Below are 12,661 nucleotides of genomic sequence, written 5' to 3'. Positions count from 1 at the left end.
GGTTTGATGATCCTGATTTTTTATTACTTCAAATGTCTCAGGCGCTATTGCACAGTCGCACCCCTGATCACCGCCGGAAGATCCCGGCGTATCCATGGATTTTCGCAGCGGGTGGAGCCCGTTTTCAGGGAGTAAGGCATGGGGAGTCACAACCCGCATTACCAGGTCATCGGGCAAATGTTCCAAAAGGACTACCGATGGCTCTGCGCAGCGGTCAGCCGTACCCTCGGCTGCCCGCATAGTGCACAGGACATTGCTTCGGAAACGTTTCTTCGGGTTTTGGCACTGCCCGATCCGTTGGCGATTCGCGAACCCCGCGCGCTGTTGACCACGATTGCCCGGCGGCTGGTCTATGAAGGCTGGCGCCGGCAGGATCTGGAGCGCGCCTATCTGCAAAGCCTGGCACTGGCGCCGGAACCGGTGCATCCGTCGCCCGAGGAACGGGAATTGGTGATCGAAACGCTGCTGGCGGTGGATCGCTTGCTCAACGGCTTGTCGGCGAAGGCCAAGGCTGCGTTTCTCTATCACCAGCTCGACGGTCTGACCTACAGCGAAATCGGCGAACGCCTCGGCGTGTCCACCAGCCGTGTGCAGCAATACATGGTCGAGGCGTTCAAGCGTTGCTATCTGGCGATGCAGGCATGAGGCCGGACGAAACGCTGATCGACGAAGCCGCGCAATGGATGGCACTGCTGCAATCGGGGCACGTCAGCTTGCAGGAGCGTGCGGCTTTTGACGCTTGGCGCACGGCGGATCCACGGCATCAGCAGATCATCGAGCAAATGGGCGGCGGGCTGAACCTGCTGCGCCATTCGAACCTGCGCGGGTTGCCGCGTGAGAGTGTGCTGCACAGCCTGAATGCGCCGTCCAGTCGCCGTCGATTCCTCAGCGGCAGTTTGAGTGTGCTCGGGATCGCGGTGCTGGCCGGTTTGCTCGGTCGACGTTATGGCTGGCTGCCCGAGGCCGGCGAGTTGTCGACCGGTACCGGCGAGCGTCGGGAATTCACGCTGGAGGATGGCAGCGCCCTTACGTTGAATGCCCGCAGCCGCGTGGTGCCGCGCTTCAACAATCTCGAACGTTTGCTGGACTTGCGCAGCGGCGAGCTGCTGATCGATGTGGCGAAAAATCTGGCCCGGCCGTTTGTGGTCGAAACCGAGCATGGGCGGATGCGTGCGCTCGGGACCAAATTCCTGGTGCAGCGCGGTGACGATTCGACGCAGCTGGTGATGCTGCATTCGCAAGTCGAAGTGGTCACCGCCAGTGGGGCGCGGCAAGTGGTGGAGGCGGGCGAAAGTCTGCTGTTCAACAGGCAGGAAATCCTCGCGCTGGAACGCAGCAAAGGGCAGGAAAGCGCCTGGGTGCAAGGGCGGCTTGAAGTGCGCGATCGGCCTTTGAGCGAAGTCATCGACAGCCTGCGCAGCTACCGTCGCGGCATCCTGCACCTGAGCCCCGAGGTCGCCGGTTTGCGCCTCAGCGGTCTCTATCCGCTGGACGACAGCGACCGCACTTTGCAACTGCTGGAGCGTTCGCTGCCGATCCGCGTCACCTGGCACAACCCGTACTGGGTCAGCATCGAAGCGCGGTTATAAATCCATAACTTCCCGGTCTATCCGTCCCCCTATAAAAAGCGCCGGCCCGCTGCTCATTCCCTGCAGACGCCTTCAACAGGGAAGCCCCTCGATGTTCTCATTCAAACAACAACAATTGTCCCGCCTGACGCTGGCCATCGTGCTGGCGGCGGGCATTGTCCCGACCACCGTTCTGGCACAAGACGCTGCCACTCAGGTCTTTACCTTCGACATTGCCGCGGGGGCCCTCGACGAGGTGCTGCTGGACATCTCGCGCCAGACCGGCGTGCCGATTTCCTTCAGCCAGAATCTGGTTCAGGGCAAGCGCAGCAGTGCGGTGCGCGGCGCATTGGGTGGTCGTCAGGCGGTAGAGAAAGCCTTGCTCGGCAGCGGCCTGCAAGTCGAGCAGGGCAGCCAGGGCCTGAGCATTCGCCCGGCCGATGCGCAGAGCACCGCGCCGGTCAAGGCGGCTGCCGTGGCGCCCGCCAGCAGCGCCGATTACCGCATGGAAAAAGTCACCGTCACCGGCTCGCGCATTGCCCGGGCGCAGAGCGATGGTGCGACTCCGGTCAACGTCATCACCCACGAAGAAATGGAAGCGCGCGGCTACAAGAACGTCTACGACGCCCTCGCCACGCAAACCCAGAACACCGGCATGACCCAGGGCGAAGACTACGGCAACACCTGGCAACCGGCGGCCAGCGCCCTCAACCTGCGTGGCCTCGGCCCCAACCACACGCTGGTGCTGATCAACGGCCGGCGGGTCGCCGATTACCCGACGCCGTACGACGGCAAGGTCAACTTCACCAACCTTGCGAACATTCCGTCGGCGATCATCGACCGCATCGAAGTGCTCAGCAGCGGCGCCTCGGCGATCTACGGTTCGGACGCGATTGCCGGGGTGGTGAACATCATCCTCAAGGACAAAATGAATGGCGTCGACGTCAACCTCAAGGGCGGCACCAGCGAGCGCGGCGGCGGTGACAACCAGCGTTTGCAGATCAGCGGCGGCGGCAGTTGGGGCGACTTCGACGGTTTGTTCGGACTTGAACTGACCAACCGCGATCCGATCTGGGCCGATGATCGCGGCTTCATGCAGAGCGGGCCTTTGGCGGATGTCGGCTACCGTCGCGACCTGAGCAACAACCGCTATCTGGGACCCGGCTGCGGCGCCTATCAAGGCACGTTCGACAACAAGCTGTTCAACAGCGGCGGGCGTTGCCGCACCGACCAGGTGTACAACGATTACTGGACGGTGCAGACGCAAAAGGAAAACTACGACGGCTACACCCGTGGCACCTGGCATTTCAGCGACAGCGGCCAGGTCTTCGCCGACTTGATGTACGGCCTCGATCACATCCAGAACAACACACGCGGCCCGAGCTTCACCTCGCCGGACTTCATCAACCAGAACAGCGGCAATCTGGAGCGCTGGTACCGGCGCTTCGGTGAAGAGGAAATCGGCGGGCGCACCAGCAACAACAGTAAATGGCGCGACACTTCATGGACCGGGACCCTGGGCCTCTCGGATAAAATTGCCGACACCGGATGGAACTATGAACTGGCGGCCAACCGGTCTGAATATAAAAGCGTGCGCACCACGCGTTACACGCCGCTGTCGTCGATCCAGGATTTCTACCTCGGCCCGCAGCTGGGCACCCGCGACGGTTACCCGGTGTTCGCGCCGGATGCTTCGCGCCTCGACCGGCCACTGACGCCGCAGGAGTGGGAGCAGTTTCGCGGCAACCTGACGCAGAGCAGCAAGTCGGTCTCCACGAGTTACAACGCTTCGGTCAACGGCGAGTTGTTTGACCTGCCGGCCGGCCCGGTGGGATTCGCCGGCGTGCTGGAGGCGGGCAAGCAGGAATACCGCATCGATCCGGATGACAGCCTCAACGACGGCAGTTTCTACGGCGTAACCCCGGCGCAAAGCTCCGGCGGTTCGCGCAAGCGTTACGCGGCCGGCGGCGAGTTCAGCATTCCGGTCACCGACACGGTACTGGCGACAGCCGCAGGGCGCTGGGACCAATACAAATTCAGTGGCCGCACCGAACAACAGAAAACCTACAACCTCGGCCTGGAATGGCGGCCGGTGAACAGCTTGCTGGTGCGCGGCAGCTACGGCACCAGTTTCCGCGCACCGGATCTGAACTACATCTATCAGTCCGACAGCAACGGCTACTACCCGGCGCAGATCGACTATTACGGCTGCAGCCAGGGCGTGGAGGGCGCCTGTGACCGTGGGCGCGTCGATTACACCCAGAGCGGCACGGCGGATCTGGAATCCGAACGCGGCAAATCCTGGACCTACGGTTTCGTCTGGTCGCCGTCGCGCAATTTCGATTTTTCCACCGATTTTTGGCGGGTGGAGATTGATGACCTGCTGACCACCGTCGACGAAAACCGCCTGTTGCAGCAAGAGAACGAATGCCGCAATGGCACCCAGGACATCAACTCGGCCAACTGCCAGTCGACCCTGGCACGAGTGGATCGCAATCCCGGCAATGCCGCCGTCGATCCCAATCAGTTGCAGCGGGTGCGGGTGAATGCGATCAACGCCGCCAGCGAGCGAGTCAGCGGCCTGGACTTCAAGAGCAATATTCGCTGGGGCGCTGGGCAGTACGGCGCGTTCAGTTCGACGCTGGGCTACACCCTGGTACTCTCGCATTACTACAAGGAATCGGACGAAGCCCCGACCCAGGACTGGCGCACCTCGCGCACCAATTACGACTGGCGCAGCAAGGTCAACGCCAGCCTGACCTGGGATTACCAGAAGGCCACGGCGACGCTGATGGGGATTCGTTACGGCTCGGTCACCAACGGCGCGGGCGACGGGCGTCTGTCGCCGTGGACGGTGTTCAACGCCAGTGCACGGTACAAGCTCAATGACCGGGCGAGTGTCGGGCTGACCGTGAACAATGTGCTCAACCAGGTCAAGCATGACGATTCGGCGGGCTGGCCGTATTACCCGACCGGCAACTACGACCCGTACGGGCGCCAGTGGTGGCTGGATGTGAGTTATCACTTCGGCAGTTGAGGACGGAATGACGCCCGGCAGCGTCCTACGGAAGTTGCCGGACTTTGGGTAAAAACGGGGATATTTCCGACGACTTTTTAAGGTTGGCCGTCGGAAGCGTGATCTATAGCATCGGCGATGACATTGAAGTCGTTAACGGCCTGATCACTCAGGCCTCTGATAATGGATTGATCATGCGAACTGCACACCTCGAATACGAAACGCCTGCTTATTCCGCTCGCCATCAGTGGCGCGATGATCGTGCCAGGTGCCCCATGGAGGATGTCGCCTTGCCCAGCGCAAAAGTACCCCGGTTGGCGGGTTTGAAGAAGATCGAGGGCAAGCCGGTCGAATTGCTCGTGCATGGCCGGAACATCGGTGATGACGCCCTGCTGATTGTTCAGCTTACCGATGAAGGTTTCGAGCTGAACGACGTCGTCGACATGCTTTCAACCTCCGAGCTTTACCAGCAAGGCGACATGGTCAAACTCATCACTGGCAAGTCGGTCAGAACGGTAAGGCGGCTGCTGAAGGAAGGCAAACCGGTACGGCTTGACCCGCAGCAGAGTGTCATCGCCTACCAATATGCATTGGTGCTGGAGTTGGCCATTCGGGCCTTCGGGGGGCAACCACGGGCGGAGGACTGGCTGCAGAAACCCTCTATCTATTTTTACGGTCATGTGCCGCTGGAATTGACCCTGCATCCATTGGGTTTTCAGATGGTCGAGCAGTATTTGCAGCAGCTTATCTACGGGGTTTACCCATGAACCCCTTGCCGTGGGACGAGCATTGGTATGCGTGGCGGCTGGATCGCGAGGTTTATGGCGGTACCTGGGACAAGGGGATTGGTTCAAAGCTGAATGGCGGCCGATGGAATAGACCCGGACGACGCGTCGTCTACGCGTCAGTCGATCCGTCCTCGGCCATTCTGGAGGTGGCAGCAAACAACAGTTTTGATGCCTTGGACCGCGAGCCTTATGTATTGACATGCTTTGAGGTCATCAGCGACGCGAAGGTGAAAATCGTGCAGCCCGAAGAAGTGCCGAACCCTTACTGGCTGAGCCCTGCACGGCCGTCACCCAATCAGCGATTGTTCGCCGACGCTTTACTGGCCGAGCATCCGTTTGTGCTGATTCCCTCGGCGGCAACCCGGCATTCGTGGAATTTGCTGGTGAGCTGCGATTTGGCGGAGGGGCAATTCAGGATGGTCTCCCAGGAACGGTTTGGGCTGGATACCCGGTTGCTCAAAGAAGCGGTTTTGACCTGATGAGTCGACTTGCCGGTTTTGCATATCCTCAGCACCCAATGGTCTAAATCGCGCCCTATAAATCAACATCCGCCATCGCACATCCCTGCATAAACCAAAACGCAGGGATGGCTGTTCATGATTCGATTTTCACCCGTTAAATCCCCGTTGAGCCTGGCCTTGCTGCTGGCGATCAACACGTTGCCGGCGATTGCTGCCGACAGCAGTGCTCCAGAACCGACCACCCAGTTGCAACGGGTCGAAGTCACCGGCACCGCGATTCGTCGGGTCGATGCCGAAACGGCAGTGCCGGTGACCATCCTTCGGGTGGAAGAACTGCAGAAGCAAGGTGTGACAACGACTGAAGAGCTGGTCAGTCGGATCTCTGCCAACCAGTCGTCCGTAGGCTCCGGGCGTTCGGTGGGTTCGAGCAGCGGTGGGGCGTCTTACGCCGACTTGCGTGGCATTGGCCCGAACAAGACGCTGGTGCTGCTCAACGGTCGGCGTCTGAGCAACAACGCGACCAATGCGATCAACGGCTCCGGCGTCGATCTCAACACCATCCCGTTCGCCGCTATCGACCGGGTGGAGGTGCTGCGCGACGGAGCCTCGGCGCTTTACGGCACCGATGCCATCGGCGGGGTGATCAACTTCATCACCAAGACCAGCCTCACCGAAGGCCAGATCAGCACCAATTACGATACGCCGACCCATTCCGGTGGCGGTGAAAGCCGCAACTTCAGCGGCAGTTGGGGTTTTGGTGATTTGCAGGACGATCGCTTCAACGTGTTCGGTGTGGTGAGCTACGACAAGCAGAATCGCCTGGCCGCCGACGATCGTGGTTACACCTATAACTACCAGCCGGGGCGCGGCCTCGATTACACCTCCGGCACGGCGTCGCCCGCCAACTGGAGTCAGGGCAGCAACGCCACCAACCCGTTGGCCGGTTCCGGGTGCAATGCGCCTGGGCTGCTGTCACGCAACGGCATCTGCCGCCAGAGCCTGTGGAACTACCTCGATCTGGTGCCGGAAACCGAGAAGACCTCCGCGTTCGCCAAGGCAACCGGAAAGCTGTCGGATGACCACAACGTCAGCCTCGAATACTTCTGGGCGCGCAACGAGAACCGGACGCAGATCGGGCCCGGCACTTTGATGGGCAATCAGGTCAATCCTGGCACCGCGTTCTATCCGGGTAACGGCGTTACGCCCGGGCCGAGCGGTTTTGCCCTCGACCCGACGCAACCGGTGGACGTGAACTGGCGTGAAACCGCCGTCGGTGCCCGTCAGCATGAAGATGACAACACTGGTCAGCGCCTGCTGTTGAGCTTCGACGGCACGCTGGTCGGGTGGGATTACAACCTCGGCGCGTCGTACAACCAGAACAAGGTGGTCAACACGATTCGCAGCGGTTATGTGAACGACCGCGCTGTCAGCCAGGGCATTGCCGACGGTGTGATCAACCCGTTTGGTCCGCAGACCGCTGCCGGTTCGGCCTTGTTGGCAGCCAACGGAGTGGACGGCGATTACTCGACGGCGGTGGGCCGGGTCAAGGCGATTGACGGTCGCATCAGTCGCGAGATCGGCGACTGGTTCGGCGCCGGGCCTTCGGCCTTGGCGCTGGGCGGTGAGTACCGCAAGGAGGACTTCCATCAGGATTTCGCCCAGTTCGCGGCTGATGTGCAGAGCCTGGGCGTTGACCCCAATGCCAGCGTCGCCGGGGATCGCAGCGTCTCGGCGCAGTACGCCGAGGTCAACGTGCCGGTGCTCGACAGCCTGGAACTGTCCGCCGCTGTGCGCCACGACAAGTACAGCGATTTCGGCAGCACCACCAACCCGAAATACTCGTTCCGCTTCCAGCCGTTCAAGGAACTGGTGGTGCGTGGCGCCTACAGTGAAGGCTTCCGCGCGCCATCGCTGTACGAGTTGTACAACCCGAACTTCACCACGTTCACCGTCGCCAATTACAACGACCCCCGGCTGTGTGCCGGTGGCAACCCGAGCAACGGCGGGATTGCCAACCGCGACTGCGCTCAGCAGTTCAACAGCCGGACCGGCGGCAATAAGGACCTGAGTCCGGAGACCGCGCGCAACGTCACCCTCGGTTTCGTTTATCAGCCATTCGATCGCCTGACCACCGGGCTGGATTTCTGGTGGATCGACATCGCCAACCAGATCGCCGAGTTCCCCGAATCGGCGGTGTTCGAGAACCCGGAGCTGTACCCGGAGCGCCTGATCCGCAAGCCTGATGGCTCCATCGATCACATCGTCACTGGCCTGGCCAACCTCGGCAAGATCAAGACCAACGGCGTCGACGTGAGCTTCGACTATCGACTGCCGAGCACACCGTACGGCGATTTCGGCATCGGCCTGCAAGGCACTTACGTCACCCGTTACGACTATCAACAACAGCTCAAGGGCGACTACATCGACAAGCTCGGTGATTTCCGCGGCGGCGACTTTGCCTCGGCCGGCGCCGTGGCCCGTTGGCGTCACAGCCTGACCGGCAGCTGGAACTACGGCCCGCTCGGCGCAAGCCTGACCAACCGCTACACCAGCGGTTACCACGACTCGGATCGCGAGACTCACGATTACGTCGGTTCGTACAACGTCTGGGACGTGGCCGGCACCTACACCTGGCGCAAGACCCTGGCGGTGACCCTCGGGGTGAAAAACCTGTTCGACCGCGAGCCGCCATTCAGCAACCAGACCTACACGTTCCAGAGCGGCTACGACCCGAAATACGGCGACCCGTTTGGCCGCACGTTGTACACGCGGGTCAATTACAAGTTCTGAGAATGATCGGTCAGGGCGGGTTTTAGTAACACATCGTTCTAAACCCCGCCCTATAAAAAGGCCCGGCCTGTTGCACATCACAGTCAGGCAGGCACGTGTTGAAAGGATCTGCCCATGTTTTCCAGAGTCATTCTGTTCAGCGTCGGTCTGTTGCTGAGCCCGGCGCTGTTCGCGGCGCCCCAACACGCCCTCACGGTCTACGGCGAAGCCCCGAAATACGCCCCGGACTTCCAGCACCTGGCCTACGCCAACCCCGATGCGCCCAAGGGTGGAACCTTGCGCCGCTCTTCGCTGGAGAGCGGCCCGTTCGATCACCTGATTCCCTACATCGACAAAGGCACCGGCGTTGCCGACATCGACGGCTGGCTCTATGCGCCGCTGGCCTATCGCAGCAAGGACGAGCCTTATAGCGTCTACGGCCTGGTCGCGCAACGGATGGAGCTGGACGCGGACCGGCGCTGGCTGCGCTTTTACCTTAACCCCAAGGCACAGTTCGAGGACGGCACGCCGATCACCGCCGAAGACGTGCGCTACACCTTCGAGCTGTTCACCACTCAGGGCAGCCTCAAATATCGCCAGCAGTTTCGCGATGTCGCCGAGGTACAGGTCGAGTCGCCGACCCAGGTGCGTTTCGTGTTCAAGAACAACGAGAGCCGTACCTTGCCGCTGGATCTGGCGACGTTGCCGGTGTTGCCCGAGCATTGGTGGCGCACGCGCAATTTCGCCGATGGCGCAGGCTTCGAGATTCCACCGGGCAGCGGGCCGTACAAGGTCAGCGCGGTGGACGCCGGGCGCAGCGTGAAATTCCAGCGGATCAAGGATTGGTGGGGCAGGGACCTGCCGATCACCCGCGGGCTCTACAACTTCGATCAGTTGAGCGTGGAGTTCTTTGCCGACACCGACGTGTCGCGACAGGTGCTCAAGGCCGGCGGTTTCGATTACAACCGCGAGTTCTCCGCCACCAGTTACACCATCGGTTACGCCGGCGCGGCGCTGGAGCAGGGCAAGTTGCTGCGTGAACACCTCGCACCCGGTGCTGCGCAAGGTGCCCAGGGATTTGCGTTCAACTTGCAGAAACCGATGTTTCAGGATCGCCGGGTCCGGCAGGCGATCGCCATGCTCTGGGATTTCGAATGGAGCAACCGGCAGATGATGCGCAGCATGTACCTGCGCCAGCGCAGCTTCTTTTCCCACAGCGCGTTGTCGGCCACCGAACTGCCGGATGCCGAAGAACTGAAAATCCTCGAACCCTGGCGCGGCAAGATTCCCGATGAAGTCTTCAGCGAGGTATTCGAAGCACCGCGCACCGACGGCAGCGGCAACATCCGCGCGCAGCAGTTGCAGGCGCTGAAATTGCTCGAGGCTGCCGGCTGGAAACCCCGTGGCGATCAATTGGTGAATGCCGCCGGCGAGCCGTTGCAATTCACTTTTCTCAACGGCCAGAAGGGCTTCGAGCGCCTGCTGCTGCCGTTCAAGCGCAACCTGGCGCAGATCGGCATCGGCTTCGATATTCGTCAGGTCGACACCGCGCAATACACCAACCGCGTGCGCAGTCGCGACTACGACATGATCGTCGTCGGTTACCCGGTGAGTCAGGCGCCGGGGCGCGAGCTGTTCAACTATTTCGGCTCCGACGGCGCCGACGATCCCGGCTCCAACAACTACATGGTGCTGCGCGACCCGGCGGTGGATGCGCTGCTTGAAGGCGTGGTCCAGGCAAACAATCGCGAGAGTCTGCTGCGCCACGCCCATGCTCTGGATCGGGTGTTGCAGTGGGGTTATTACTGGATTCCCAACTATTACCCGCCGGGGATTTCCACGGTGTGGTGGAATCGCTTTGGTCGCCCGGCGATTGCGCCGCTGTACGACGCCGGCCTCGACACCTGGTGGGAAATCAGCCCTACCGCGCTGACCTCGACGCAGATGCAGCAACAGCAAAAGGAGTACGCCCATGTGGGGTTATAGCCTGCGGCGTCTGCTGCTGATCGTGCCGACCTTGCTGGCGATTCTGCTGGTGAACTTCGTCATCGTGCAGGCCGCGCCCGGTGGCCCGGTCGAGCAGGCCATCGCCCGACTGCAGGGGATTGGTGTCGGTGCGGCGGTGGGTGCCAGTCATGTTGAAAGCATTGGCGGCGAGTCCCGTGCGACCCGTGGTCTGGACCCGAAACTGGTGGCCGAGATCGAGCGCCAGTACGGCTTCGACAAAAGTGCCGGCGAGCGTTTGTGGCTGATGCTCAAGAGCTACGCGCAACTGGATTTCGGCAAGAGTTTCTTCCGGGGCGCGACGGTGACCGAGCTGATCTGGCAGAAGCTGCCGGTGACCTTGTCGCTGGGATTGTGGGCGACGCTGATCACTTATCTGGTATCGATTCCGCTGGGCATTCGCAAGGCCGTGCACAACGGCTCGGCGTTCGATGTCTGGAGCAGCGCGGCGATCATCATCGGCTATGCGATGCCGGGTTTTCTGTTTGCGCTGCTGCTGATCGTGGTGTTCGCCGGCGGCACGGCGCTGGACTGGTTCCCGGTGCGCGGGCTGGTCTCGGACAACTTCGCCGAGCTGTCGCTGTGGGGCAAGGTCGCCGATTACTTCTGGCATCTGGTGTTGCCGGTCAGTGCGCTGGTGATCGGCGGGTTTGCAACGCTGACGATTTTGACGAAGAACAGCTTTCTCAACGAGATCTCGCGGCTGTACGTGGTCACGGCCCGGGCCAAGGGCCTGAGTGAACGACAGGTGCTGTACGGGCATGTGTTTCGCAACGCGATGCTGCTGGTGGTGGCCGGATTGCCTCAGGCATTGGTCACGGTGTTTTTCGGCGGCTCGTTGCTGATCGAAGTGATCTTCTCCCTCGACGGTCTCGGCCGCCTGAGCTACGAAGCGGCGGTGTCGCGGGATTACCCGGTGGTGTTCGGTTCGCTGTTCATCTTCACCCTGTTCGGGCTCCTGATAAAACTGCTGGGCGACCTGTGCTACACGCTGGTCGATCCGCGCATCGATTTCACTGCGAGGACTGCCTGATGCCGACGCTTTCTCCCATCGGACAGCGCCGTTGGGCGCGGTTCAAGGCCCATCGCCGCGGCTGGTGGTCGTTGTGGCTGTTTCTCGCGCTATTCAGCCTGAGCCTGGGCGGCGAACTGGTCGCCAACGACAAACCGTTGCTGGTGACGTATCAGGGCGAGTGGTATTTCCCGGCGTTCAAGCGCTACACCGAGCAGGATTTCGGCGGCGAGCTGCCGTTCCAGCCCGACTACCGCAGTGCCCAGGTGCGTGAGCTGATCGAGGGGCAGGGCGGACGGATGTGGTTTGCGCCGATCCCGTTCGGCTACGAGACGGCCAACTACGACCTCACCGAACCGGCCCCGAGTCCGCCCACTACTGAAAACTGGCTGGGCACCGACGATCAGGCGCGGGATGTGCTGGCGCGGGTGATATTCGGCACGCGAGTCTCGCTGTTATTCGCCCTGGCGTTGACGGCGGTGAGTGCGTTGATCGGTATCGCTGCCGGTGCTTTGCAGGGCTATTACGGCGGCTGGGTCGACTTGCTCGGCCAGCGTCTGCTGGAGGTCTGGTCGGGGCTGCCGGTGCTTTACCTGCTGATCATTTTGTCGGGCTTCGTCGAGCCGAATTTCTGGTGGTTGCTGGGGATCATGGCGCTGTTTTCGTGGCTGAGTCTGGTGGACGTGGTGCGCGCCGAGTTCCTGCGCAGCCGGGGGCTCGAGTACGTGAAAGCGGCGCGGGCGCTGGGTGTCGGCGATGCGCAGGTGATCGTGCGGCACATTCTGCCCAATGCCATGAGTGCGACGCTGACGTACCTGCCGTTCATTCTGACCGGAGCGATTGCGACGTTGTCGGCGCTGGATTTTCTCGGCTTCGGCATGCCCGTCGGCAGTGCTTCGCTGGGTGAACTGATCGGCCAGGGCAAGAACAATCTGCAAGCACCGTGGTTAGGGCTGACGGCATTTTTTGCCTTGGCGCTGATTCTTTCTCTACTCGTATTCATCGGCGAAGCCTGCCGTGATGCTTTCGACCCCAGGACTTGA

9 protein-coding genes are annotated in these 12,661 nt (G+C 61.5%); all 9 read left to right on the top strand.

Features of this window, described 5'->3' with window-relative positions; genetic code table 11:
* The first annotated feature begins 138 nt into the window (after positions 1-138).
* The 9 genes from ABTV87_RS15980 (at position 139) to ABTV87_RS15940 (ending at position 12,661) form a co-directional block, all read left to right on the top strand.
* A complete protein-coding gene (locus ABTV87_RS15980; protein ID WP_127798342.1) occupies positions 139-645 on the top strand; it encodes a sigma-70 family RNA polymerase sigma factor in 507 nt (168 codons plus the stop codon).
* Positions 642-1,589 carry a FecR domain-containing protein gene (locus ABTV87_RS15975; protein ID WP_433897896.1) on the top strand — a complete coding sequence of 316 codons (948 nt, stop codon included), beginning with the start codon at positions 642-644 and terminating at the stop codon, positions 1,587-1,589. Before ABTV87_RS15980 ends, ABTV87_RS15975 begins: the two co-directional genes overlap by 4 nt.
* A 91-nt stretch (positions 1,590-1,680) precedes the next feature.
* Complete coding sequence (locus tag ABTV87_RS15970) at positions 1,681-4,605, top strand: TonB-dependent receptor domain-containing protein (RefSeq protein ID WP_433897895.1); 2,925 nt, start codon at positions 1,681-1,683, stop codon at positions 4,603-4,605.
* A gap of 254 nt (positions 4,606-4,859) precedes the next feature.
* On the top strand, positions 4,860-5,351 hold the full coding sequence (locus ABTV87_RS15965) for an antitoxin Xre/MbcA/ParS toxin-binding domain-containing protein (protein WP_433899863.1): 492 nt from the start codon (positions 4,860-4,862) through the stop codon (positions 5,349-5,351).
* Complete coding sequence (locus tag ABTV87_RS15960; protein WP_127798339.1) at positions 5,348-5,851, top strand: RES family NAD+ phosphorylase; 504 nt, start codon at positions 5,348-5,350, stop codon at positions 5,849-5,851. Before ABTV87_RS15965 ends, ABTV87_RS15960 begins: the two co-directional genes overlap by 4 nt.
* A gap of 117 nt (positions 5,852-5,968) precedes the next feature.
* Positions 5,969-8,623: a TonB-dependent receptor gene (locus ABTV87_RS15955; protein ID WP_433897894.1), complete on the top strand. Its 2,655-nt coding sequence runs from the start codon at positions 5,969-5,971 to the stop codon at positions 8,621-8,623.
* Between the two features lie 114 nt (positions 8,624-8,737).
* Positions 8,738-10,588, top strand: coding sequence for an extracellular solute-binding protein (locus ABTV87_RS15950; RefSeq protein WP_258711840.1), 1,851 nt, complete (start codon positions 8,738-8,740; stop codon positions 10,586-10,588).
* Positions 10,575-11,639 carry a microcin C ABC transporter permease YejB gene (locus ABTV87_RS15945; RefSeq protein WP_039768842.1) on the top strand — a complete coding sequence of 355 codons (1,065 nt, stop codon included), beginning with the start codon at positions 10,575-10,577 and terminating at the stop codon, positions 11,637-11,639. Before ABTV87_RS15950 ends, ABTV87_RS15945 begins: the two co-directional genes overlap by 14 nt.
* Complete coding sequence (locus ABTV87_RS15940; RefSeq protein ID WP_433897893.1) at positions 11,639-12,661, top strand: ABC transporter permease; 1,023 nt, start codon at positions 11,639-11,641, stop codon at positions 12,659-12,661. Before ABTV87_RS15945 ends, ABTV87_RS15940 begins: the two co-directional genes overlap by 1 nt.

Origin of the sequence: Pseudomonas sp. PSE1(2024) (assembly GCF_050990555.1) — a bacterium.
Lineage (GTDB): Bacteria > Pseudomonadota > Gammaproteobacteria > Pseudomonadales > Pseudomonadaceae > Aquipseudomonas > Aquipseudomonas aphyarum.
Note: the sequence above shows the minus strand (reverse complement) of the source record. Positions and strands in the feature narration are given on the sequence as shown.

Coding starts and splice junctions, on each gene's coding strand:
- ABTV87_RS15980 (WP_127798342.1), top strand. CDS start 139: ATGGGGAGTCACAACCCGCATTACCAGGTCATCGGGCAAATGTTCCAA.
- ABTV87_RS15975 (WP_433897896.1), top strand. CDS start 642: ATGAGGCCGGACGAAACGCTGATCGACGAAGCCGCGCAATGGATGGCA.
- ABTV87_RS15970 (WP_433897895.1), top strand. CDS start 1,681: ATGTTCTCATTCAAACAACAACAATTGTCCCGCCTGACGCTGGCCATC.
- ABTV87_RS15965 (WP_433899863.1), top strand. CDS start 4,860: ATGGAGGATGTCGCCTTGCCCAGCGCAAAAGTACCCCGGTTGGCGGGT.
- ABTV87_RS15960 (WP_127798339.1), top strand. CDS start 5,348: ATGAACCCCTTGCCGTGGGACGAGCATTGGTATGCGTGGCGGCTGGAT.
- ABTV87_RS15955 (WP_433897894.1), top strand. CDS start 5,969: ATGATTCGATTTTCACCCGTTAAATCCCCGTTGAGCCTGGCCTTGCTG.
- ABTV87_RS15950 (WP_258711840.1), top strand. CDS start 8,738: ATGTTTTCCAGAGTCATTCTGTTCAGCGTCGGTCTGTTGCTGAGCCCG.
- ABTV87_RS15945 (WP_039768842.1), top strand. CDS start 10,575: ATGTGGGGTTATAGCCTGCGGCGTCTGCTGCTGATCGTGCCGACCTTG.
- ABTV87_RS15940 (WP_433897893.1), top strand. CDS start 11,639: ATGCCGACGCTTTCTCCCATCGGACAGCGCCGTTGGGCGCGGTTCAAG.